Consider the following 22338-nt stretch of genomic DNA (forward strand, 5'->3'; position numbering starts at 1 on the left):
ATACCAAAAGATTATGACAGTTGTTTCTATCGCTTCAGGAGGTGCCCGGCGCGGCGGCCGGACGGGGCCGCGGATTGAAGCCGAAATCGCCGGCCAGCGCAGCGGCCTCGACCGGTTCCAGCGGAATGCCGTGCCAGTTCAGGGCGATCCGGCGGCCGTCGAGTATCGACTGCCAGTCGGTGTCGTCGGGCATTCCGCCTTGATCACGGCGGATTTCGTCGATCAGCGGCGCCAGATCGCGATCGTCCAGCAGGCCGATGCCGGGGGCGGCATCGAGCAGCAGGTTGCCTTGCCCATCGATCAGCAGGCGTCGCAGATCGCCGGCCATGCCGCCGACGTGCGAGATGAATCCTTGCCCGTGCCGGCGATAGATCCACGGCGTGCAGGCCAGATCGACATAGACCCGCTGCGGACCGTTCTGCACGTAGCCGCATCCCCGGTCGTCAACCGCATAGTGCGCGTTCAGGAAGGCGATCAGTCCGCGATGGGTGAGCGGTTCGCCCTGCAATCGCCAGTTGCCCCGCCTGTCGAGCGACAACCACTCGTAGCAGGCGGGGACGTTCGGCCATTTGATGCTGGCCGCTGCTTCCATCAGTCCTCGTAGGCGGACATCGGCGGACAGGCGCAGTTCAGGTTGCGGTCGCCGTACACATCGTCGATGCGATTGACGCTCGGCCAGAACTTGTTGGCTTTCACCCAGGATAGCGGGAAGACGGCTTCCGCGCGGCTGTAGGGGCGGTTCCATTCGCTATCGATGACGTCTGCCTGCGAATGCGGGGCATGCTTGAGCGGATTGTTGTCCGCCGGCAGTTCACCCTGTTCGATGCGGCGGATTTCTGCGCGAATGCTGATCATGGCCTCGATGAAGCGGTCCAGCTCGGCCTTCGATTCCGATTCGGTCGGTTCGACCATGATCGTGCCGGCGACCGGGAAGGACACCGTCGGCGCGTGGAAACCATAGTCCATCAGGCGCTTGGCGATGTCGATCTCGGCGATGCCGGTGGCGGCCTTGATCGGGCGGATGTCGAGGATGCACTCGTGCGCCACGCGGCCGTTCTTGCCGACGTAGAGCACCGGGTAGTGGTCCTTGAGCCGGGTCGCGACGTAGTTGGCGTTGAGGATGGCGACCTGGGTCGCCTTCTTGACTCCGGCGCCGCCGAGCATCGCCAGGTACATCCAGGAAATGGTCAGGATCGACGCTGAACCGAAGGGCGCCGCCGAGACCGCGCCCTGGCCACCGTGCGGACCGTCGATGGTAGCGACCGCATGGTTGGCCATGAACGGCGCGAGGTGGGCCTTCAGGCCGATTGGGCCCATGCCCGGTCCGCCGCCGCCGTGCGGGATGGCGAAGGTCTTGTGCAGGTTCATGTGGCTGACGTCGGCCCCGATGAAGCCGGGCGAGGTCAGGCCGACCTGGGCGTTGAGGTTGGCGCCGTCCATGTAAACCTGGCCACCGTTGGCATGGACGATGGCGCAAATGTCCATGATCGCTTCTTCGAACACGCCGTGCGTCGACGGGTAGGTGATCATCAGGCAGGCGAGGTCGTCCTTGTGTTCCTCGGCCTTGGCTTTCAGGTCCGCAACATCGACGTTGCCGTTGTCGTCGCAATCGACGACGACAACCTGCATGCCGCACATCTGGGCAGTGGCCGGGTTGGTGCCGTGCGCTGATTTCGGAATCAGGCAGACCTTGCGGTGCGCTTCGCTACGGCTGGCGTGGTAGCGGGCAATCGCCACCAGACCGGCGTATTCGCCCTGGGCGCCGGAGTTCGGCTGCATGCAGATGGCGTCGAAGCCGGTGACGGTTTTCAGCCATTCGGTCAGGCCGGCGATCATCTCGTGGTAGCCGGCAACCTGCTCGCGCGGGGCGAACGGGTGGATACCGCCGAATTCCGGCCAGGTCACCGGGATCATTTCGCTGGTCGCGTTCAGCTTCATCGTGCACGAGCCGAGCGAGATCATCGAATGGTCGAGCGCCAGGTCCTTGTTCTGCAGCGACTTCAGGTAGCGCAGCATCTCGTGTTCGGTGTGGTGGGTGTTGAACACCGGGTGCGACAGAATCGCGTCGCCGCGCAGCAGGGCGGCCGGGATCGCCGGGTCGGCGGCGGCGACCTGGGCGTCGATCTGGTCGATGTCCAGCGTGATCCGGGTGATCAGGTGGAACAGCGCGGCGACATCCTGGCGGGTAGTCGTTTCGTCGAGCGAGATACCGAGCACGCCGGCCGCCACGCGGCGCAGGTTGAATCCTGCGGTCGACGCCGCGAGATGGATGGTTTCGGCCCGCGCCCCCAGGTCGATGTGGATGGTGTCGAAGAACTGGCCGGCCAGCGGGGCGATGCCGGCGCGCTTCAGTGCTTCGGCGAGGATCGCGGTCAGCCGGTGGATGCGTGCGGCGATGGTCTGCAGGCCTTGCGGGCCGTGATAGACGGCGTACATGCCGGCCATGTTGGCGAGCAGCACCTGCGAGGTGCAGATGTTGGAATTGGCCTTCTCGCGGCGGATGTGCTGTTCGCGCGTCTGCAGCGTCATGCGGTAGGCGGTCTTGCCGCGCGCGTCCTTGGAGACGCCGATGATGCGGCCGGGCATCGAGCGGACGTTGGCTTCGCGGGTGGCGAAGAAGGCGGCGTGCGGGCCGCCGAAGCCCATCGGGATGCCGAAGCGCTGGCTCGAACCGAGGGCGATGTCGGCGCCCATGGCGCCCGGCGACTTGAGCAGCACCAGCGCCATCAGGTCGCTGGCGACGGCGACGGTGGCGCCTTTGGCCTTCAGTGCGGCGATGCTGTCGGTCAGGTCGCGCACTTCGCCGTTGTCGCCCGGATACTGCAGCAGGGCACCGAAGAATTCCTGGTCTTTCTGGCTGTCGACCGCAGCAATCACCAGTTCGAAACCGAAGTAGGCGGCGCGCGTCTTGATCACGTCGACGGTCTGCGGGAAACAGTTGGCGTCGATCAGGAAACGGTTCGACTTCGACTTGGAGACGCGCCGCGCCATCGTCATCGCTTCGGCGGCGGCGGTGGCTTCGTCGAGCAGCGAGGCGTTGGCGATTTCCAGGCCAGTCAGGTCGACGACCATCTGCTGGAAGTTCATCAGCGCTTCCAGGCGGCCCTGGGCGATTTCGGCCTGGTAGGGCGTGTAGGCGGTGTACCAGCCGGGGTTTTCCATGACGTTGCGCAGGATCACCTTCGGCGTCAGCGTGTCGTAGTAGCCCATGCCGATGCACGACTTCTGGATCACGTTCTTGCCGGCGATCGCCTTCAGGTCGGCGAGCGCCTCGTGTTCGCGGCGCGGCGCCGGCAACGGCAGGTCGGCGGGTAGGCGGATGGCGGCCGGGACGGTCTGGGCTATCAGCTGGTCGAGGCTGGCGGCACCGATAGCGGCCAGCATTTCGGTCATTTCGGTGGCGCAGGGGCCGATGTGGCGGCCGATGAACTCGTCGTGCTGTTCAAGGGCGCTCAGGGACAATGGGGTCATGGCGAAGGCGACTTGCGAAAGAAGGGCGGGAAGGCGGCCCGCAAACGGGCCCGGAAACGGGAATTTGCCCGATTCCTGCGGTCGACCGCAGGAATCGGCAAAAAACCGGTGCCGCTCAGGCGGCGTCGGCAACCGCCTGGTAAGCAGCAGCGTCGAGCAGGGCGTCGACGTCGGCGAGGTTGTCCGGGGTCATCTTGAACAGCCACGCGGCGTAGGCGTCGGCATTGACCGACTCCGGCGCGTCGACGGCGGCCTGGTTGACTTCGGTGACGGTGCCGGCGATCGGCGCGTACACGTCGGCGGCGGCCTTGACCGACTCGACCACGGCGATTTCCTTCTCGGCGGCGTAATGCGCGCCGACTTCCGGCAGTTCGACGAAGACCAGGTCACCCAGGGCTTCCTGCGCGTGGTCGGAAATGCCGACGGTGACGGTGCCATCGGCGTTCTTCAGGACCCACTCGTGGGAGGCGGCGTACTTGAGGTTGGACGGGACGTTGGACATGGTTTTTCTCCTGATTGGGTGAATTTGAATTAGACGACGGCTTTGCCGTTGCGGGCGAATACGGGTTTGCTGACCCTGGCCTTGAGCAGTTTGCCGCGGATGTCGACCTCGACTTCGTCGCCGATGGCGACGCCGAGCGGCAGGCGGGCCAGCGCGATGGATTGCTGCAGCGTCGGCGAGAAGGAGCCGGAGGTGATTTCGCCTTCGCCCTGGGCGGTGACGACCTTCTGGTGGCCGCGCAAGACGCCCTTGTCGAGCAGGATCAGGCCGAGGAACTGTTTCTGCTGGCCGGCTGCGGTCAACGCCGCCTTGCCGACGAAATCGCGCGCGTCCTTGATGGCGACGGTCCAGGCCAGGCCGGCGTCGAGCGGCGACACCGTCTCGTCCATGTCCTGGCCGTAGAGATTCATGCCGGCTTCCAGGCGCAGCGTGTCGCGGGCGCCGAGTCCGCAAGGGGCGACGCCGGCATCCTTCAGCGCATTCCACACGGCTTCGGCTTCGCCGGCCGGCAGCATGATTTCGTAGCCGTCCTCGCCGGTGTAGCCGGTGCTGGCGATGAAGTACTGATCGACTTCGGCGGCGAAGAAGGGCTTCAGGCCCTCGCTTGCGGCCTTCACTTGCGGCAGGACCTGCCACACCTTGGCACGGGCGTTCGGGCCCTGGACGGCGATGATGCCGAGATTGCCGGCGCCGTCGCGGCGCTGGGTGATGGTCACGTCCATCTTCCATTCGGCGGCCTTGGCCTGCATCCAGGCCAGGTCCTTGTCGGCGGTGCCGGCATTGACCACGATGCGAAAGCGCGTGTCGGTGAGGAAATAAATGATCAGGTCGTCGATGACGCCGCCGGTTTCATTGAGCATGGCGGCGTAGAGCGCCTTGCCGGAAACGGTCAGCTTGGCGACGTCGTTGGCGACTAGGCGCGACAGGAAGGGGCGGCAATCGGCGCCGACCAGATCGACCGGGCACATGTGCGAGACGTCGAACATGCCGCAATCCTTGCGCACCGCGTGGTGCTCCTCGATCTGCGAACCGTAGTTGACCGGCATGTCCCAGCCGCCGAAATCGACCATCCGGGCGTTGAGCGCGCGATGGGCGGCGTTCAGAACCGTTTTCTTCAGCATATCAATCCTTTGGTGGCTTTTCTCAAAGCCGTTTCTGGAAACGGAAAAGGGGTGAAACGAAAAACTCGCGTCTTGCGTTTCACCCCTCTGTCCTTGATACCTGAGAGATTTGCCCCATCGGTGGATGTCGACCGCAAGCGGTGACATCAGCTCTCCAGAGTTTCGGATTTGCATCCGGTTCCGCGGTCCTTTTGCCTGAGCGTTTTCGGGTGGGTTTGCGCCTTCGGCGGCAGAAGCATCTGCGCTCTCCCACGGAACGGGAGGCACTATAGCCGGACATCGTTGTCCAAGCAACATGTTGCGGCGCAGCATGCGGCCCGGTCGGGCCGGTGCTTCGTGTTACCATCCCGTTTTGCTTCCGATGCCTTTTTCGTGCAGCCGTCCAACTTCGATTTTCACTGTCACTCCCGCGTTTCCGATGGCTTGCTGCCGCCGGACGAGGTGGCGCGTCGTGCCGCCGGCAACGGGGTCGACCTGTGGGCGTTGACCGACCACGACGACCTCGGCGGCTTGGCCGACGCCCGCACGGCGGCCGAAGCGCTCGGCCTGCCTTTCGTCAATGGTGTCGAAATCTCGATCGAATGGCACGAAACGCCGATCCATATCGTCGGCCTCGGTTTCGACGCCGCGCATCCGGCGCTGGTCGACGGCCTGGCCGGGCTGCGTCAGGGACGCCAGGAGCGGGCCCGGCGCATGGGCGAATCGCTGGCGGCGATCGGCATCCACGGCGTCTATGAAGGCGCGCTGGCCTATGTCACCAATCCGAACCTGATCTCGCGCGCGCATTTCGCCCGCTATCTGGTCAGCATCGGCATTGCCCGCGATGTGCCGGGCGTTTTCCAGCATTACCTGGCGCCGGGCAAACCCGGCTATGTCGATCATCGCTGGGCCGGTCTGGCCGATGCCGTCGGCTGGATACGGGCTGCCGGTGGCGTCGCCGTGGTCGCCCATCCCGGGCGCTACAAGCTGTCCGGTGCCGACATGCAGCGTTTTCTCGACGAATTCAAGGATCTGGGCGGCGCTGCGATCGAAGTGGTCAGCGGCAGTCATTCGCCGGACCACGTCCTGCATTTCGCCCGTCTCGCCCGACGTTACGCTTTCCATGCCTCGCGCGGCTCCGATTTTCACGGCCCCGAAGAAAGCTACGTCGATCTCGGCCGCCTGGCGGCCCTCCCGCAGGACCTCAAACCGGTCTGGCGCCTGATCGTCTGAACATGGCCCGCGTCGTCAACATCCATCCGGAAAACCCGCAAACCCGGCTGCTCGCGCAGGCCGTGGAATTCATCCGCCAGGGCGCAATCGTCGCCTTGCCCACCGATTCGTGCTACGCGCTTGGCTGCCATCTTGGCGACAAGGAGGCGCTCGACCGCATCCGCGCCATCCGCCAGATCGACGACCGCCACCATCTGACGCTGATGGTCCGCGACCTGTCGCAGATCGCCACCTATGCCCGGGTCGACAATGCCCAGTACCGCATGCTCAAGGCGGCGACGCCGGGCAGTTATGTGTTCATCCTCGAAGGCAGCAAGGAATTGCCGCGCCGGGTCATGCACCCGAAGCGCAAGACCATCGGCCTGCGCATTCCCGATCATCCGGTGGCGCTGGCGCTGCTTGAGGAACTCGGCGAGCCGCTGCTGACCTGCACCCTGCAGTTGCCGGGCGACGAGGCACCGCTGACCGAAGGCTGGGAAATCCAGGATCGTCTCGACGATCACATCGAATGGATACTCGATGCCGGCTATTGCGGGACCGAGCCGACCACGGTCATCGATCTGACCGGGCCGAGTCCGGAACTGGTGCGCGCCGGCCGCGGCCCGCTCGAACCTTTCGGCTTGTGACATGCTGGACATCAACGCGCTGATCCAGACCATCGCCATCGCCGCCTTGCCGGTGATTTTTGCGATCACGCTGCACGAGGCGGCGCACGGTTACGCGGCCCGCCATTTCGGCGACCCGACCGCCTGGATGTTGGGCCGCATCAGCCTCAATCCGTTGCGCCACATCGATCCGCTCGGCACGATCGCCATTCCGCTGCTGATCCTGCTGTTTTCGGGCGGCAGCTTCCTGTTCGGCTACGCCAAGCCGGTGCCGGTCGATTTCGGTCGCCTGCGCCATCCCAAGAAGGACATGTTCTGGGTTGCCGCCGCCGGGCCGCTGGCCAACCTGTTCATGGCGCTGTGCTGGGCTTTCCTGCTCAAGCTGTCGTGGGAGATGCCGGTCAACCAGTTTACCCTGCCGCTATCGGAAATGAGCAAGGTCGGCATCATGATCAACTGCGTGCTGATGGTGCTCAACCTTTTGCCGCTGCCGCCGCTCGACGGCGGGCGCATCGCGGTCAGCCTGTTGCCGCATTCGCTGGCCTGGAAATACGCGCGGCTCGAACCCTGGGGCTTTCCGATTTTGCTGCTGCTGCTGTTCACCGGTATCCTCAGCGCCATCCTGAGCCCGCTGGTCGCGCTGGCCGCGCGTGCCATCGAAGTCATTTTCGGTCTTTATTAGAACAATCTCCTCATTTCCATGTACGCAGAACGTGTCCTTTCCGGCATGCGTCCCACCGGGGCGCTTCATCTCGGCCACTACCACGGGGTCCTCAAGAACTGGATCAAGCTCCAGCACGAATATCCCTGCCTGTTCTTCGTTGCCGACTGGCACGCGCTGACCACCAATTACGACAATCCGCAGAGCATCGAGAAGGCTGCCTGGGACATGGTCATCGACTGGCTGGCTGCTGGCGTCGATCCGAACCAGGCGACGCTGTTCATCCAGTCCAAGGTGCCCGAACACGCCGAACTGCACCTGCTGATGTCGATGATGACGCCGCTCGGCTGGCTCGAGCGCGTGCCGACCTACAAGGACCAGCAGGAAAAGCTGGCCAACAAGGACTTGTCGACCTACGGCTTCCTCGGCTACCCGCTGCTGATGAGCGCCGACATCCTGATCTACCGCGCCGACAAGGTGCCGGTCGGCGAGGACCAGATTCCGCACGTCGAATTCACCCGCGAACTGGCCCGCCGCTTCAACCACATGTACGGCCGCGAACCCGGTTTCGAGGACAAGGCGCGCGAGGCGGTGAAGAAGCTCGGCGGCAAGAAGGCGCGCCTGTACGAGGAACTGCGCACCCGCTTCCAGCAGGAAGGCGACAAGGAAGCGATCGAACAGGCCAAGGCCGTGCTCAATGAAATCCAGCATCTGTCGGCCGTCGACCGCGAGCGGTTGTTCGGTTTCCTCGAAGGCACCGGCAAGATGATCCTGGTCGAACCGGGTTACCTGCTGACGCCGGAATCGAAGATGCCGGGCCTGGACGGGCAGAAGATGTCCAAGTCCTACAACAACACGATCACGCTGCGCGAATCCGAAGAGTCGGTGGCCAAGAAGGTCAAGTCGATGCCGACCGACACCCAGCGCGTGCGCCGTACCGATCCGGGCGATCCGGCGCGCTGCCCGGTGTGGCAGCTGCATCAGGTCTATTCCGACGACGCGACGCGCGACTGGGCCAGCCAGGGCTGCCGTACCGCCGGCATCGGCTGCATCGAATGCAAGCAGCCGGTGATCGAGGGCATCCTCAAGGAACAGGCACCGATGCGCGAGCGGGCGCAGGTCTATCTGGACGATCCGACGCTGGTCAAGAACATCATCGCCGACGGCTGCGAAAAGGCTCGCGAACTGGCGCGCGAGACGATGCGCGACGTGCGCGAGTCGATGGGGCTGGAATACCACTGATGATCCAGGCGTCGTCCCGCGTCCGCAGGCAGGCGGTCGGCGCATGAATCTTGCGGTCGACGCGCCCCAGGCGGCACTTTTCGAGCCGGTCGCCCGCATCTACGGCGAACCGATGGCGGCCTTGCCGCAGGATTTGTACATTCCGCCGGATGCGCTGGCGATCATGCTCGACGCCTTCGAAGGTCCGCTCGACCTGCTGCTCTACCTGATCCGCAAGGCCAACGTCGATATCCTCGACATCCCGATGGCGCCGCTGACCCGGCAGTATCTCGACTACGTCGAGGCGATGCGCGCGCAGAACCTCGAGCTGGCGGCCGAATACCTGGTCATGGCGGCGATGCTGATCGAGATCAAGTCGCGCATGCTGCTGCCGCGGCCCAAGCTGGCCGGCGACGACGATGCCGAGGATCCGCGCGCCGAGCTGGTCCGCCGGCTGATGGAATACGAGCAGATGAAGCTGGCCGGCCAGAAGCTCAACGAAATGCCGCAGGCCGAGCGCGATTTCTACTGGGTCGAGACGCTGGTCGAAAAATCGTTGCTGGTACGGCTGCCGGAAGTGTCGGTCGACGACCTGAAGGAAGCCTGGATGGCCGTCGTCCGCCAGGCGGCGCTGAAGCGCAACCACAAGATCAGCCGCGAGGAGTTGTCGGTGCGCGAGCACATGGGCATCATTCTTCGCCATCTGCAGGAAAAGGGCGGCTTCGTGCAGTTCGAAACGCTGTTCGATCCGGCGATGGGCCCGCCCGGGCTGGTCGTGCATTTCATCGCGATGCTCGAACTGGGCCGCGAAAAGCTGATCCGCATCACGCAGACCGAGGCGTTTGCGCCGATCTATGTCAATCTGCGCGACGGCGAGCCGGAAGCGGTATTGGAAGAGGAAGATGGAACCGAGTCAGGCCACGAAGATTCTTGAGGCGGCACTGCTCGCCGCACGCGAGCCGATGACCACCAACGACATGAAGCAGATGTTCGACGACGAGGTGTCGACCGACACGCTGCGCAAGCTGCTCGACCAGATCCGCGAGGACTGGGCCGAACGTCCCGTCGAACTGGTGCAACTGGCCAGCGGCTGGCGTTTCCGCACGCGGCCGGAATACCTGCCTTACCTCGAGCGGCTGAACCCCGAAAAACCGCCGAAATACTCGCGCGCCGTGCTCGAAACGCTGGCCATCATCGCCTACCGGCAGCCGGTGACGCGCGGCGACATCGAAGACATCCGCGGCGTCACGGTCAACAGCAACGTCATCAAGACGCTGGAAGACCGCGGCTGGATCGACGTCGTCGGTCACCGCGACACCCCCGGACGGCCGGCGCTGTTCGCCACCACCAAACAATTTCTCGACGATCTCGGGTTGCGCGCCGTCAGCGAACTGCCGCCGCTCGAACAAATCGTCCAGACCCTGGAGCTGAACCATGAACCCACGTAAACGAAGCCCGTTCCGCACGCCGCAGGCAGCGCCCGAAGCGCCCGCCGCCGGCCGGCGTGGAAAAGGTCGCAATCCTGCGGTCGACCGCGAAATCGGCGGAAAACCCCGTACTGCTGCGGTCGACCGCAACAACGAGGAAATTTCCGACGAAGCGCCGGTCCAGCCGGCGCCGCGCAAACGCATCGGCACGCCGCCGACCGGTCGCGCCAACCGCGGCAACATCGGCCGCAACGGCAAACCGTTGGTCGAAGCCAAGCCGGAACGCCTGCAGAAGGTGCTGGCCCAGGCCGGCGTCGGCTCGCGCCGCGAGATGGAAGAATGGATTGCCGCCGGCAAGGTCAGCGTCAATGGCGAAGTGGCGCATCTCGGCCAGTCCGTCGTGCCGACCGACAAGGTCAAGGTCGGCGGCCGGCTGGTCAACATCCGCTTCACCGGCAGCGCCGCCCGCGCGCCGCGCGTGCTGATCTACCACAAGCCGGAAGGCGAAATCGTCTCGCGCGACGACCCGGACGGCCGCCCGTCGGTCTTCTCCGCACTGCCGCGCATGCGCGGCGGGCGCTGGATCAATGTCGGCCGGCTCGACTTCAATACCTCCGGCCTGTTGCTGTTCACCACATCCGGCGAACTGGCCAACAAGCTGATGCATCCGAGCTCGCAGCTGGTCCGCGAGTACGCCGTGCGCGTGCTCGGCGAGCTGACCCTGGAAGCGCAGCAGCAACTGCTCAAGGGGGTCGAACTGGAAGACGGCCAGGCCAGTTTCTCCAGTCTGCTCGATGCGGGCGGCGAGGGGGCCAACAAATGGTATCGGGCGACCCTGTTCGAAGGCCGCAACCGCGAGGTCCGGCGCATGTTCGAAGCGGTCGGCTGCACGGTCAGCCGGCTGATCCGCGTCCGTTACGGTCCCTTCGTGCTGCCGCCGCAATTGAAGCGCGGCCGCTGCCGCGAACTCGACGAAGCCGAGGTCAAGGCCCTGATGCGTGCGCTGGCGCCCTCGGCAAAGCCGCAAGCCTGACGACGGACGGCCCGACAACCCGTCGTCGCCGTCAAATGGATTGTCCGGGAGGAATAAACTCGTTATAATTCACGGGTTTGTTCCTCCCGTGTTTTCTGCGGGCATCTTGTTTTTTCCGAGGTGGGCGTTTCGCCCATTTTTTATTTGTAGCCATGGATTTGAATTCTCTGCTTGAAACCACGGTCGTCGGTCTCGGCTATGAGCTCGTCGACGTCGAAATGTCGCCGCGCGGCCGGACCATTCGCGTGTTCATCGATGCCCCCGGCAAGGACGGCGGGATCGATGTCGAAGACTGCGCCAAGGTCTCCAACCAGTTGTCGCGCGTCTTCGAAGTCGAGAATGTCGATTATGACCGGCTCGAGATCTCCTCGCCGGGCATGGACCGTGTCGTCAAGAAGGAAGCGGATTTTGCCCGTTTTGCCGGGCACGACATCCAGATCAAGCTGCGTATCCCGCACAACAACCGGCGCAATTTCCAGGGCGAACTGCTCGGCTGTGCCGACGGCAAGGTCGGCCTGCGCCTGCCAGGCAGCGGCAAACCCGATGCCGCGCCCGACGACGTGGAACTCGAATTCAACAACATCGAAAAGGCACGTCTCGTGCCGCGATTCGACTGAAGTACCTGGAGGTCTTACATGAGCCGTGAAATGTTGCTGCTGGTCGATGCGCTGGCCCGCGAAAAGAATGTCGCCAAGGACATCGTCTTCGGTGCCCTGGAACTGGCGCTGGCATCCGCGACCAAGAAACGCATCCACGACGAAGCCGAAGTCCGCGTGTCGATCGACCGCGATACCGGCAATTTCGACTCCTTCCGTCGCTGGCAGGTGGTTGCCGACGACGAGTACGTCAACGAATTCCTCCAGATTCCGCTGTCCGACGCCCAGAAGGAAGATCCGGAAGTCGAGCCGGGCGATTACCTCGAAGAACCGCTGGAACCGATCGATTTCGGTCGCATCGGCGCCCAGGCCGCCAAGCAGGTGATCCTGCAGAAAATCCGCGACGCCGAGCGCGAACAGGTACTGCAGGACTTCCTTGAGCGCAAGGAACATGTGGTGTCCGGCACCATCAAGCGCATGGAGCGCGGCAATGCCATCATCGAAGCCGGCAAGATCGAAGCCCTGCTGCCGCGCGACCAGATGATTCCGAAGGAAAACCTGCGCATCGGCGACCGCGTTCGCGCCTACTTGCTGCGCATCGATCGCAATGCCCGCGGTCCGCAGATCATCCTGTCGCGTACCGCGCCGGAATTCGTCATGAAGCTGTTCGCCATCGAAGTGCCGGAAATCGAGGACGAGCTGATGGAACTCAAGGCCTGCGCCCGCGATCCCGGCATGCGCGCCAAGATTGCCGTCAAGTCGAACGACCCGCGCATCGATCCGATCGGTACCTGCGTCGGCCTGCGCGGTTCGCGGGTGACCGCCGTGCGCAACGAGATCGGCGGCGAGAACATCGATATCGTGCTGTGGTCGGCCGATCCGGCCCAGTTCGTGATCGGCGCGCTGTCGCCGGCCGAAGTCACCTCGATCGTCGTCGATGAGGAAAAGCACGCCATGGACGTCGTCGTCGACGAGGACAACCTGGCCATCGCTATCGGTCGCAGCGGCCAGAACGTTCGCCTGGCCTCGGAGCTGACCGGCTGGACGATCAACCTGATGACCCAGGACGAGTCGGCCAAGAAGGCCGAAGCCGAATACGCCGTGACCCGCGTCGTGTTCATGGAAAAGCTGGATATCGACGAGGAACTGGCCGACCTGCTGATCGAGGAAGGTTTCTCGACGCTGGAAGAAGTGGCCTATGTGCCGCTGGCCGAAATGCTCGAAATCGAAGGGCTCGACGAGGACATCGTGAACGAGCTGCGCAACCGGGCGCGCAACGTGCTGCTGACCGAAGCCATCGCTACCGAGGAAAAGCTGGAAAGCGTTTCCGAAGACCTGATCGGCCTCGAGGGCATGACCAAGGATCTGGCTGCCAGACTGGCCGAACAGGGCGTCAAGACACGCGACGACCTGGCCGAGCTGGCGGTCGATGAACTGACTGAAATGACCGGCATTGACGAAGAGCGTGCCAAGGAACTGATTCTGAAGGCACGAGCTCACTGGTTCGAGTGAGCAGGGAGGTAGTAACCATGTCTGCAACAACCGTTTCTCAATTTGCCGTTGAACTGAAGATGCCTGTCGAGGCCCTGCTGGAGCAGCTGGGCCGCGCCGGTGTCGGCAAGGCCAACGGCAGCGATCCCCTGACCGATCAGGACAAGGCCAGCCTGCTCGACTATCTGCGCCGCTCGCACGGCGATGACCAGCCGAAGAACAAGATCACGCTGACGCGCAAGCAGACGTCCGAGATCAAGGCCACCGACGCCCACGGCCGTGCCCGCACGGTGCAGGTCGAAGTCCGCAAGAAGCGCGTGCTGATCAAGCGCGATACGCCGGATCATCTGCCGGAAAACGAAGCCGAAATCGAGCAGGAGCTGCTTGAGCCGGCGCCGCTCGTCGAGGAAGTTCAGATCGTCGAGCCGGAACCGGTGATCGAGATGCCGGCGGTCGAGCCGGAACCGCTTGTCGAGCCGGAACCGGAGCCCGAGCCTGAGCCCGAGCCGGTCGTCGAAGCCGAACCGGAAATCATCGAAGAAGCGGCCACGGATGAAACCGCAGCGGATGCCCCGGCCCCTGCGCCGCGCCTGACCCGTGCCGCGATCATCGGCGAAAAGGAACTCAAGGCGCGCGAAGAGGAAGCCAAGCGCTACAACCGTCTGCGCGAAATCCAGGAACGCGAACTGCGCGAGAAGCAGGCCCGCGAAGCCCAGTTGGTGCTCATGCGCCAGCAGGCCGAAGCCGCAGCGGCGGCAGCCAAGGCCGCCGAGCAGGCCAAGCAGCAGGTGGCAGCGCAAGCCAAATCCGGCGAAGGCGAGAAGGGCACCCTGCACAAGCGTCCCGATGCGCCCAAGAAGGGTGACAAGGGCGGTCGCGCTCCGGATGACGGCAAGAAGAAGGGCGGTCTGAAGACCCGTGGCTCCGATGTCGGCGGCGGCTGGAAGGAAGGTCGCCACGGCCACAAGAAGTCGCACAAGTCGGACGACGGCCAGGGCAGTTTCCAGGCGCCGACCGAACCGATCATCCGCGAAGTGCACGTGCCGGAAACCATTTCGGTGTCCGATCTCGCGCACAAGATGGCCATCAAGGCGACCGAGATCATCAAGGCCATGATGAAGATGGGCTCGATGGTCACCATCAACCAGGTGCTGGACCAGGAAACGGCGATGATCGTCGTCGAGGAAATGGGCCACAAGGCGGTCGCCGCCAAGCTGGACGATCCCGATGCCTTCCTCGAGGAAAGCAACGAGCACAAGGATGTGCCGCTGCTGCCGCGCGCGCCGGTGGTTACCGTCATGGGCCACGTCGACCACGGCAAGACCTCGCTGCTTGACTACATCCGTCGCGCCAAGGTCGCTGCGGGCGAAGCCGGCGGCATCACGCAGCACATCGGTGCCTATCACGTGGAAACCGAACGCGGCATGATCACCTTCCTCGACACCCCGGGTCACGAAGCGTTTACCGCGATGCGTGCCCGCGGCGCCAAGGCCACCGACATCGTCATCCTGGTGGTCGCAGCCGACGACGGCGTGATGCCGCAGACGAAGGAAGCCATCCACCATGCCAAGGCGGCCGGCGTGCCGCTGGTCGTGGCGGTGAACAAGATCGACAAGCCGGATGCCAACCCGGACCGCGTCAAGCAGGAACTGGTTGCCGAAGGCGTCATTCCGGAAGAGTATGGCGGCGATTCGCCGTTCTGCCCGGTATCCGCCAAGAAGGGTACCGGTATCGACGAACTGCTCGAGCAGGTGCTGCTGCAGGCCGAAGTGCTGGAACTGACGGCGCAACAGGATGCACCGGCCAAGGGCCTGATCATCGAAGCGCGTCTCGACAAGGGCCGCGGCGCCGTGGCCACCATGCTGGTGCAGTCCGGTACCCTGAAGCGCGGCGACGTCGTGCTGGCCGGCCAGGTGTTCGGCAAGGTGCGCGCCATGCTCGACGAGAACGGCAAGCCGATCAACGAAGCCGGCCCGTCGATTCCGGTCGAAATCCTCGGCCTGTCGGATGTTCCGGCGGCCGGCGAGGAAGCCATCGTGCTGACCGACGAAAAGAAGGCGCGCGAAATCGCCCTGTTCCGTCAGGGCAAGTTCCGCGACGTCAAGCTGGCCAAGCAACAGGCCGCCAAGCTGGAAAGCATGTTCCAGCAGATGGAAGAAGGCGAGGTCAAGACCCTGCCGCTGATCGTCAAGGCCGACGTGCAAGGTTCGCAGGAAGCGCTGGTCCAGACGCTGGCCAAGCTGTCCAACGAGGAAGTCCGGGTCAACGTCATCCACGGTGCCGTCGGTGCGATTTCCGAATCCGACGTCAACCTGGCGCAAGCTTCCGGTGCCGTCATCATCGGCTTCAACACCCGTGCCGATGCCGGCGCGCGCAAGCTGGCCGAGACCTTCGGTGTCGATATCCGTTACTACAATGTGATCTATGACGCGGTCGACGAGGTCAAGGCGGCACTTTCCGGCATGCTGTCGCCGGAGAAGCGCGAGCAGGTCACCGGCATGGTCGAGATTCGCCAGGTCTTCCACGTCTCGAAGGTCGGCGCGATCGCCGGCTGTTACGTGCTGGAAGGTATCGTCAAGCGTTCCTCGCGCATCCGCCTGATCCGCAACAACGTGGTTCAGTGGGACGGCGAGCTCGATTCGCTCAAGCGCTTCAAGGACGACGTCAAGGAAGTGCGTTCGAATTTCGAGTGCGGTCTCTCCCTGCGTGGCAACAACGACATCCAGGAAGGCGATCAGCTCGAAGTGTATGAAATCCAGGAAGTGGCGCGTTCCCTGTAATGAAGAAGCAGGGACCTCGCGGATTTCAGCGCAGTGACCGGGTCGCGGAGCAGGTGCGCCGCGATCTGGCCGATCTGATCCGTAACGAACTGAAGGATCCGCGCGTCGGCATGATCAGCCTCACGGCGGTCGAGCTGACGCCGGACTACGCCCATGCCAAGGTGTTCTTCACGACGCTCGATGCCGACCATCTGGAAGAGGTCGAGCGCGGCCTGAAACGGGCGGCCGGCTTCCTGCGGCGCGAACTCGGCCGGCGTATCCACATCCACACGTTGCCCGAACTACACTTCGTCTACGACAATTCGCTGGAGCGTGGCAGCAGCCTGTCCCAGTTGATCGACAAGGCGAATGCCCTGTCCGATCAGACGCCGGACGACTGATTTCCGCATGCAGCCGAAGGTGAAGAAGGCCTGGCGCCAGGTCGATGGCGTGCTGTTGCTCGACAAGCCGGGCGGCATGACCTCCAACGATGCCTTGCAGAAGGCGCGCCGGCTGTTTTCGGCGGCCAAGGGCGGCCACACCGGCACCCTCGATCCGCTGGCCACCGGTCTGCTGCCCTTGTGCTTCGGCGAAGCAACCAAGTTTTCGGCCGACCTGCTTGACGCCGACAAGACCTACGAAGCGACCTTGCGCTTGGGGGTCACCACCGATTCCGGCGACAGCGAAGGGCAGGTGAGCGCGACGGCTGCGGTCGACGTCGCCGAAAGCGATATTTTGCGCGTGCTGCCGCAATTCACCGGCGACATCCTGCAGGTGCCGCCGATGCATTCGGCGCTCAAGCGTGACGGTCGGCCGCTCTACGAACTCGCCCGCCAGGGCATCGAAGTCGAGCGCCAGCCCCGGCCGGTAACCATCCATCGCATCGACCTGCTGGCCTTCGCCGGCGACGAAGTCCGCCTGTCGGTCAGTTGCAGCAAGGGGACCTACATTCGCGTGCTGGCTGCCGACATCGGTGCCGTGCTTGGCTGTGGTGCCCACCTGATCGCCTTGCGCCGGACGCGCGTCGGCGACCTGACGCTGGCGACTGCCGCCACGCTGGCCGAACTCGATGCCATCCCGGAAGGCGAGCGCGAACAGCGTCTGCAGGCGGTTGATGCCCTGCTGCAATCGCTGCCCAGGGTCGACCTCGATGCGGCGGCAGAAAACCGCTTCAGTCATGGCAATCCGGTCGACCTGCCGGCCGGGCTGAGCGGCAAGATTCGCGTCTACGGACAGGGGCGCCTGTTAGGCGTCGGCGAGCCAGGGCCGGAAAGTCGTCTGTGGCCGAAAAGGCTGGTGCAACTGGCTGTCTGATCTGCTAGAATTTAAGGCTTCCCGTATTGACGGGTTTTTCAACTGGCATGCGCTCTATCAAACCGGGGCCGTGTCGTTTCAATCAAAGAGGGTTTTGAAAATGATCTCTACCGAAAAGAAGGCCGGCATTGTTGCCGAATTTGCCCAGGGCAAGGGCGACACGGGTTCCCCGGAAGTCCAGGTCGCACTGCTGACCGCCCGCATCAACGACCTGCAGCCGCACTTCAAGGAGCACACCAAGGACCACCACTCGCGTCGTGGTCTGCTGCGCCTGGTTTCCCAGCGCCGCAAGCTGCTCGACTACCTGAAGGGCAAGGATGTTGATCGTTACCGCACGCTGATCACCAAGCTTGGCCTGCGCAAGTAAGCGCTGCCGAAGCTGGCAAGAAGCGGCCCGGAAAACTCCCGGCCGCTTTTTTCGTTTTTGTCGTACTGTTCTTTGAATGTCGTAAAGCGTTGTTATTGTTGATTATTGTGAGAGAGTGAAAGGAAGTACATGTTCAATGTCGTGAAAAAGACCTTCGCCTATGGCGAACACCAGGTCACCCTGGAAACCGGCGAAATCGCCCGCCAGGCCGGCGGTGCCGTCGTCGTCTCGATGGAAGAGACGGTCGTTCTGGTGACCGTCGTCGGTGCCAAGAATGCCAAGCCCGGTCAGGATTTCTTCCCGCTGACCGTCGATTATCAGGAAAAGGTTTACGCTGCCGGCCGTATCCCCGGCGGCTTCTTCAAGCGCGAAGGCCGCCCGTCGGAAAAGGAAACGCTGACCTGCCGCCTGATCGACCGCCCGATCCGCCCGCTGTTCCCGGACGGTTTCTACAATGAAGTCCAGATCGTCGCCACCGTCATCTCGCTGAATCCGGAAATCGATTCCGACATTCCGGCGATGATCGGTGCCTCGGCTGCCCTGGCCATCTCCGGCATCCCGTTCGCCGGCCCGATCGGCGCCGCCCGCGTCGGCTACATCAACGGCCAGTACGTGCTGTGCCCGACCTTGAGCCAACTCAAGGACAGCCAGCTCGACCTCGTCGTCGCCGGTACCGAAGCCGCCGTGCTGATGGTCGAGTCGGAAGCCGACCAGCTGTCGGAAGACGTCATGCTCGGCGCCGTCGTGTTCGGCCACACCGAAATGCAGAAGGCGATCAACGCCATCAACGAACTCGTTGAAGAAGCCGGCAAGCCGGAATGGGACTGGCAAGCCCCGGCCAAGGACGAAGCCCTGGTCGCCCGCCTGAAGGACCTGGTCGGTGCCAAGCTCGAAGAGGCTTACAGCATCACCTCCAAGCAGGCCCGCAGCCAGACCGTCAAGGCGATTGCCGCCGAAGCCGTCGCCGCGCTGTGCACCGGCGAAGAAGGCGCACCGGATGCCAACACCGTCGGTAACCTGTTCTTCGAAATGGAAGCCGCCATCGTGCGTGGTCGCATCCTGAGCGGCGCCCCGCGTATCGACGGTCGCGACACGCGCACCGTGCGGCCGATCACCATGCGTTCCGGCGTCCTGCCGCGTACCCATGGTTCGGCGCTGTTCACCCGCGGCGAGACGCAGGCGCTGGCCGTTGCCACGCTGGGCACCAACCGCGACGAGCAGATCATCGACGCGCTGGCCGGTGAATACCGCGACCGCTTCATGCTGCACTACAACATGCCCCCGTACGCCACCGGCGAATGCGGTCGCGTCGGTACGCCGAAGCGTCGTGAAATCGGTCACGGCCGTCTGGCCAAGCGCGCGCTGCTGGCCGTGCTGCCGAAGCCGGAAGACTTCTCCTACTCGATGCGCGTCGTTTCGGAAATCACCGAGTCGAACGGCTCCTCGTCGATGGCTTCGGTCTGCGGCGGCTGCCTGGCGCTGATGGATGCCGGCGTGCCGCTGAAGGCGCACGTTGCCGGTATCGCCATGGGCCTGATCAAGGACGGCAACCGTTTCGCCGTGCTCACCGACATCCTCGGCGACGAAGATCACCTCGGCGACATGGACTTCAAGGTGGCCGGCTCGACGACCGGCATCACCGCGCTGCAGATGGACATCAAGATCCAGGGCATCACCAAGGAAATCATGCAGGTTGCGCTGGCCCAGGCCAAGGAAGCCCGTCTGCACATCCTCGGCCTGATGCAGGAAGCCGCTGCCGGCCCGCGTGAAGAGATGTCGGCCTACGCGCCGCGTCTGTACACCTTCAAGATCAATCCGGAGAAGATCCGCGACGTGATCGGCAAGGGCGGCGCCGTGATCCGCAGCATCACCGAAGAAACCGGTACCACCATCGACATCCAGGACGACGGCACGATCACCATCGCCGCCACCTCGGGCGAGGCCGCCGCCGCTGCCCGCGCCAAGATCGATGCGATCACCGCGGAAGTCGAGATCGGCAAGATCTACGAAGGCACCGTGCTCAAGATCCTCGAATTCGGTGCGATCGTCTCGGTCCTGCCGGGCAAGGACGGCCTGCTGCACATCTCGCAGATCGCCAAGGAGCGCGTCAACAAGGTCGAGGACTACGTCAAGGAAGGCCAGGTCGTGCGCGTCAAGGTTCTGGAAACCGACGACCGCGGCCGCGTCAAGCTGTCGATGAAGGCACTGCTCGACGAAGCGCCGGCTGCTGCCGCTGAACCGGCCACCCAGCAGCAACAGCAGCAACAGCAATAATTCCGCTCAGCCGGAACGGGAAGGGCGCCTGCGTGGCGCCCTTTTTTTCGGGGTTTTTCGGGGATACTTGCGGTCGACCGCAGCAACGCCCGAAAAATCGGGACATGGCGTCAAAGGACGCCGGCAAAGAAAAAGCCACCGCAAGGGTGGCTTTGTTCATTTTCCGGCCGATGCCGGCGCATCCGGCGATTACTTCGCCATCTGCTTTTCCTTCATTTCGTCCAGCGTCTTGCAATCGATGCACAGGGTCGCCGTCGGACGCGCTTCCAGGCGCTTGATGCCGATCTCGACGCCGCACTTGTCGCAGAAGCCGTAATCGTCTCCTTCGATGCGGCCGAGCGTCTCGTCGATCTTCTTGATCAGCTTGCGTTCGCGGTCGCGGTTGCGCAGTTCGATCGCAATGTCGGTTTCCTGGCTGGCGCGGTCATTGGGGTCGGCGAACACCGTCGCTTCGTCCTGCATCGTATGCACCGTGCGGTCGATGTCCTCGCTCAGCTCCTTCTTGAGAGCTTCCAGGATCTTTTTGAAATGAGCACGCTGCTTGCTGCTCATGTATTCCTCACCGGCCTTGGGTTCGTAAGGAGTGAAGTGCTTGTGGAGCAATTCTTCTGCCATTTTCAAAGTGCGCCCGAGTTGACGAAAAACCGATTAAATATCAGAAAGCCGCAGGGGGAGCAAGGGAAGCGCATGCTGCGGCGCAATGTAAGAAAAACAACTACTGCAATATCAGCCAGATAGGTCTGGCGCGCCCGGAGGGACTCGAACCCCCGACCTGCTGCTTAGAAGGCAGCTGCTCTATCCAGTTGAGCTACGGGCGCGGGGTCAATGGTCGGGGCGGTGGGATTCGAACTCACGACCCTCTGCTCCCAAAGCAGATGCGCTACCAGACTGCGCTACGCCCCGACGAGGCGCGCATTGTATCAGCGCCAGCGTCGCAGGGCCAGCCATTCCCTGAAAATCGTGACATCCGCTTCCGCCGTTCCCGACAAAATGGCAAAATCATGCGGTCGACCGCAATCCTGCGGTAAAAACCGCGGCGCATCATGCCCGCATCAGAACAGCGAGTCCTGAATTCCATGAAGATTGCCATTGCCGGAACCGGTTACGTCGGTTTGTCGAACGCCCTGCTGCTGGCGCAGCACAACGAAGTCGTCGCGCTGGACATCGTCGCCGAGAAGGTCGAGATGCTCAACCGCAAGCAGTCGCCGATCGTCGATACCGAAATCGAGGACTACCTGGCCAACAAGCCGCTCAATTTCCGCGCCACGCTGGACAAGCACGAAGCCTATGCCGGCGCCGAGTTCGTCATCATCGCCACGCCGACCGACTACGACCCGGAAACCAACTACTTCAACACCGGCTCGGTCGAAGCGGTGATCCGCGACGTGATGGCGATCAACCCCAAGGCCGTGATGGTCGTCAAATCGACGATCCCGGTCGGCTTCACGGCCGGTGCCCGCGAGAAGTACGGTTGCGACAACCTGATCTTCTCGCCGGAATTCCTGCGCGAGGGCAAGGCGCTGTACGACAACCTCTACCCGTCGCGGATCATCGTCGGCGAGCGCTCGGCGCGTGCCGAAACCTTTGCCAACCTGCTCAGACAGGGCGCGCTCAAGGACGACATCCCGGTCCTGTTCACCGACAGCACCGAAGCCGAAGCGGTCAAGCTGTTCTCCAACACCTATCTGGCGATGCGCGTCGCCTACTTTAACGAACTCGACACCTACGCCGCGACGCACGGCCTGGACACGCGCCAGATCATCACCGGCGTCAGCCTCGACCCGCGCATCGGCAACCACTACAACAACCCGTCTTTTGGCTATGGCGGCTACTGTCTGCCCAAGGACACCAAGCAGTTGCTGGCCAACTACCGCGACGTGCCGCAGAACCTGATTCACGCCATTGTCGAATCGAACACCACGCGCAAGGATTTCGTCGCCGACGAGATCATCCGCCGCAATCCGAAGGTGGTCGGCGTCTACCGGCTGATCATGAAGGCCGGCTCGGACAATTTCCGCGCCTCCAGCATCCAGGGCATCATGAAGCGGATCAAGGCGAAGGGGATCGAAGTGGTGATCTACGAACCGGTGCTCAAGGAAAACGAGTTTTTCCGCTCACGCGTGGTCAATGACCTGGCCGCCTTCAAACGCGAAGCCGACGTGATCATCGCCAACCGCATCACCGACGACATCCGCGATGTCGAAGCCAAGGTATACAGCCGCGACCTGTTCGGCGGCGACTGAAACGCCATGAAAAAGGGAGAGGGCCTGGCGGCCGTCTCCCT

Annotated in this window: 20 protein-coding genes, 2 tRNA genes and 2 riboswitches; of the genes, 15 read left to right on the plus strand and 7 right to left on the minus strand. The window is 63.5% G+C overall.

The features are described 5' to 3' along the window. Window positions 1-34: 34 nt before the first annotated feature. From L0962_RS11695 to gcvT, 4 genes are all read right to left on the minus strand, one after another. Window positions 35-592: a DUF2946 family protein gene (locus L0962_RS11695; protein ID WP_234086607.1), complete on the minus strand. Its 558-nt coding sequence runs from the start codon at window positions 590-592 to the stop codon at window positions 35-37. Then, window positions 592-3471, minus strand: coding sequence for an aminomethyl-transferring glycine dehydrogenase (gene gcvP, locus L0962_RS11700; protein WP_234086608.1), 2880 nt, complete (start codon window positions 3469-3471; stop codon window positions 592-594). Before gcvP ends, L0962_RS11695 begins: the two co-directional genes overlap by 1 nt. A 115-nt stretch (window positions 3472-3586) precedes the next feature. Then, entirely contained in the window at window positions 3587-3973 is a 387-nt protein-coding gene (gene gcvH, locus L0962_RS11705; RefSeq protein ID WP_234086609.1) for a glycine cleavage system protein GcvH, read from the minus strand. 29 nt (window positions 3974-4002) lie between these two features. Continuing rightward, window positions 4003-5094, minus strand: coding sequence for a glycine cleavage system aminomethyltransferase GcvT (gene gcvT, locus L0962_RS11710; RefSeq protein ID WP_234086610.1), 1092 nt, complete (start codon window positions 5092-5094; stop codon window positions 4003-4005). A 77-nt stretch (window positions 5095-5171) separates the two neighbouring features. Further along, window positions 5172-5262, minus strand: a riboswitch (glycine riboswitch). Window positions 5263-5267: 5 nt separating this feature from the next. After that, window positions 5268-5356: riboswitch (glycine riboswitch) on the minus strand. Between the two features lie 110 nt (window positions 5357-5466). Here gcvT and L0962_RS11715 point away from each other — a divergent pair. From L0962_RS11715 to pnp, 14 genes are all read left to right on the plus strand, one after another. Beyond that, the gene (locus L0962_RS11715) at window positions 5467-6306 is read left to right on the plus strand and encodes a 3',5'-nucleoside bisphosphate phosphatase (RefSeq protein WP_234086611.1); all 840 of its coding nucleotides are present in this window, start codon (window positions 5467-5469) and stop codon (window positions 6304-6306) included. Window positions 6307-6308: 2 nt separating this feature from the next. Next, window positions 6309-6932: an L-threonylcarbamoyladenylate synthase gene (locus tag L0962_RS11720; protein ID WP_234086612.1), complete on the plus strand. Its 624-nt coding sequence runs from the start codon at window positions 6309-6311 to the stop codon at window positions 6930-6932. 10 nt (window positions 6933-6942) lie between these two features. Continuing rightward, the gene (locus tag L0962_RS11725; RefSeq protein ID WP_234086927.1) at window positions 6943-7593 is read left to right on the plus strand and encodes a site-2 protease family protein; all 651 of its coding nucleotides are present in this window, start codon (window positions 6943-6945) and stop codon (window positions 7591-7593) included. An 18-nt stretch (window positions 7594-7611) separates the two neighbouring features. Next, window positions 7612-8814, plus strand: coding sequence for a tryptophan--tRNA ligase (locus L0962_RS11730; RefSeq protein WP_234086613.1), 1203 nt, complete (start codon window positions 7612-7614; stop codon window positions 8812-8814). A 43-nt stretch (window positions 8815-8857) separates the two neighbouring features. Beyond that, complete coding sequence (locus tag L0962_RS11735; RefSeq protein ID WP_234086614.1) at window positions 8858-9727, plus strand: ScpA family protein; 870 nt, start codon at window positions 8858-8860, stop codon at window positions 9725-9727. Then, window positions 9696-10241, plus strand: coding sequence for an SMC-Scp complex subunit ScpB (gene scpB / locus L0962_RS11740; protein WP_234086615.1), 546 nt, complete (start codon window positions 9696-9698; stop codon window positions 10239-10241). Before L0962_RS11735 ends, scpB begins: the two co-directional genes overlap by 32 nt. Beyond that, a complete protein-coding gene (rluB, locus tag L0962_RS11745; RefSeq protein WP_234086616.1) occupies window positions 10228-11253 on the plus strand; it encodes a 23S rRNA pseudouridine(2605) synthase RluB in 1026 nt (341 codons plus the stop codon). Before scpB ends, rluB begins: the two co-directional genes overlap by 14 nt. Window positions 11254-11405: 152 nt before the next feature. Next, window positions 11406-11870, plus strand: coding sequence for a ribosome maturation factor RimP (rimP, locus tag L0962_RS11750; RefSeq protein WP_234086617.1), 465 nt, complete (start codon window positions 11406-11408; stop codon window positions 11868-11870). An 18-nt stretch (window positions 11871-11888) separates the two neighbouring features. Beyond that, on the plus strand, window positions 11889-13361 hold the full coding sequence (gene nusA, locus L0962_RS11755) for a transcription termination factor NusA (RefSeq protein WP_234086618.1): 1473 nt from the start codon (window positions 11889-11891) through the stop codon (window positions 13359-13361). 17 nt (window positions 13362-13378) lie between these two features. After that, complete coding sequence (infB, locus tag L0962_RS11760; protein WP_234086619.1) at window positions 13379-16120, plus strand: translation initiation factor IF-2; 2742 nt, start codon at window positions 13379-13381, stop codon at window positions 16118-16120. Beyond that, a complete protein-coding gene (gene rbfA / locus L0962_RS11765; protein WP_234086620.1) occupies window positions 16120-16500 on the plus strand; it encodes a 30S ribosome-binding factor RbfA in 381 nt (126 codons plus the stop codon). The genes infB and rbfA overlap by 1 nt, the downstream gene beginning before the upstream one ends. A gap of 7 nt (window positions 16501-16507) precedes the next feature. Then, on the plus strand, window positions 16508-17413 hold the full coding sequence (truB, locus tag L0962_RS11770; RefSeq protein WP_234086621.1) for a tRNA pseudouridine(55) synthase TruB: 906 nt from the start codon (window positions 16508-16510) through the stop codon (window positions 17411-17413). A 100-nt stretch (window positions 17414-17513) separates the two neighbouring features. Then, window positions 17514-17780, plus strand: a complete 267-nt coding sequence (rpsO, locus tag L0962_RS11775; protein ID WP_234086622.1) for a 30S ribosomal protein S15 — start codon at window positions 17514-17516, stop codon at window positions 17778-17780. Between the two features lie 129 nt (window positions 17781-17909). After that, entirely contained in the window at window positions 17910-20054 is a 2145-nt protein-coding gene (pnp, locus tag L0962_RS11780) for a polyribonucleotide nucleotidyltransferase (RefSeq protein ID WP_234086623.1), read from the plus strand. 189 nt (window positions 20055-20243) lie between these two features. On the opposite strand, the gene dksA is transcribed toward pnp, so the two are convergent. The 3 genes from dksA to L0962_RS11795 all read right to left on the minus strand — a co-directional run bounded on the left by dksA (window position 20244) and on the right by L0962_RS11795 (window position 20957). After that, window positions 20244-20669 carry an RNA polymerase-binding protein DksA gene (gene dksA, locus L0962_RS11785; protein ID WP_234086624.1) on the minus strand — a complete coding sequence of 142 codons (426 nt, stop codon included), beginning with the start codon at window positions 20667-20669 and terminating at the stop codon, window positions 20244-20246. A 126-nt stretch (window positions 20670-20795) separates the two neighbouring features. Beyond that, window positions 20796-20872 (minus strand) — tRNA-Arg (locus L0962_RS11790). Window positions 20873-20880: 8 nt separating this feature from the next. Next, window positions 20881-20957, minus strand: a tRNA-Pro gene (locus L0962_RS11795). 173 nt (window positions 20958-21130) lie between these two features. Here L0962_RS11795 and L0962_RS11800 point away from each other — a divergent pair. Beyond that, window positions 21131-22297 carry a nucleotide sugar dehydrogenase gene (locus L0962_RS11800; protein ID WP_234086625.1) on the plus strand — a complete coding sequence of 389 codons (1167 nt, stop codon included), beginning with the start codon at window positions 21131-21133 and terminating at the stop codon, window positions 22295-22297. Window positions 22298-22338 lie beyond the last annotated feature (41 nt).

Source organism: Azonexus sp. R2A61 (assembly GCF_021401135.1).
Classification (GTDB): Bacteria; Pseudomonadota; Gammaproteobacteria; order Burkholderiales; family Rhodocyclaceae; genus Azonexus.

What these genes read in the sequence shown, in the direction of transcription:
- L0962_RS11695 (WP_234086607.1), bottom strand. Translation starts at nt 592, where the DNA reads ATGGAAGCAGCGGCCAGCATCAAATGGCCGAACGTCCCCGCCTGCTAC.
- gcvP (WP_234086608.1), bottom strand. Translation starts at nt 3,471, where the DNA reads ATGACCCCATTGTCCCTGAGCGCCCTTGAACAGCACGACGAGTTCATC.
- gcvH (WP_234086609.1), bottom strand. Translation starts at nt 3,973, where the DNA reads ATGTCCAACGTCCCGTCCAACCTCAAGTACGCCGCCTCCCACGAGTGG.
- gcvT (WP_234086610.1), bottom strand. Translation starts at nt 5,094, where the DNA reads ATGCTGAAGAAAACGGTTCTGAACGCCGCCCATCGCGCGCTCAACGCC.
- L0962_RS11720 (WP_234086612.1), top strand. Translation starts at nt 6,309, where the DNA reads ATGGCCCGCGTCGTCAACATCCATCCGGAAAACCCGCAAACCCGGCTG.
- L0962_RS11730 (WP_234086613.1), top strand. Translation starts at nt 7,612, where the DNA reads ATGTACGCAGAACGTGTCCTTTCCGGCATGCGTCCCACCGGGGCGCTT.
- L0962_RS11735 (WP_234086614.1), top strand. Translation starts at nt 8,858, where the DNA reads ATGAATCTTGCGGTCGACGCGCCCCAGGCGGCACTTTTCGAGCCGGTC.
- scpB (WP_234086615.1), top strand. Translation starts at nt 9,696, where the DNA reads ATGGAACCGAGTCAGGCCACGAAGATTCTTGAGGCGGCACTGCTCGCC.
- rluB (WP_234086616.1), top strand. Translation starts at nt 10,228, where the DNA reads ATGAACCCACGTAAACGAAGCCCGTTCCGCACGCCGCAGGCAGCGCCC.
- rimP (WP_234086617.1), top strand. Translation starts at nt 11,406, where the DNA reads ATGGATTTGAATTCTCTGCTTGAAACCACGGTCGTCGGTCTCGGCTAT.
- nusA (WP_234086618.1), top strand. Translation starts at nt 11,889, where the DNA reads ATGAGCCGTGAAATGTTGCTGCTGGTCGATGCGCTGGCCCGCGAAAAG.
- infB (WP_234086619.1), top strand. Translation starts at nt 13,379, where the DNA reads ATGTCTGCAACAACCGTTTCTCAATTTGCCGTTGAACTGAAGATGCCT.
- rbfA (WP_234086620.1), top strand. Translation starts at nt 16,120, where the DNA reads ATGAAGAAGCAGGGACCTCGCGGATTTCAGCGCAGTGACCGGGTCGCG.
- truB (WP_234086621.1), top strand. Translation starts at nt 16,508, where the DNA reads ATGCAGCCGAAGGTGAAGAAGGCCTGGCGCCAGGTCGATGGCGTGCTG.
- rpsO (WP_234086622.1), top strand. Translation starts at nt 17,514, where the DNA reads ATGATCTCTACCGAAAAGAAGGCCGGCATTGTTGCCGAATTTGCCCAG.
- pnp (WP_234086623.1), top strand. Translation starts at nt 17,910, where the DNA reads ATGTTCAATGTCGTGAAAAAGACCTTCGCCTATGGCGAACACCAGGTC.
- dksA (WP_234086624.1), bottom strand. Translation starts at nt 20,669, where the DNA reads ATGGCAGAAGAATTGCTCCACAAGCACTTCACTCCTTACGAACCCAAG.
- L0962_RS11800 (WP_234086625.1), top strand. Translation starts at nt 21,131, where the DNA reads ATGAAGATTGCCATTGCCGGAACCGGTTACGTCGGTTTGTCGAACGCC.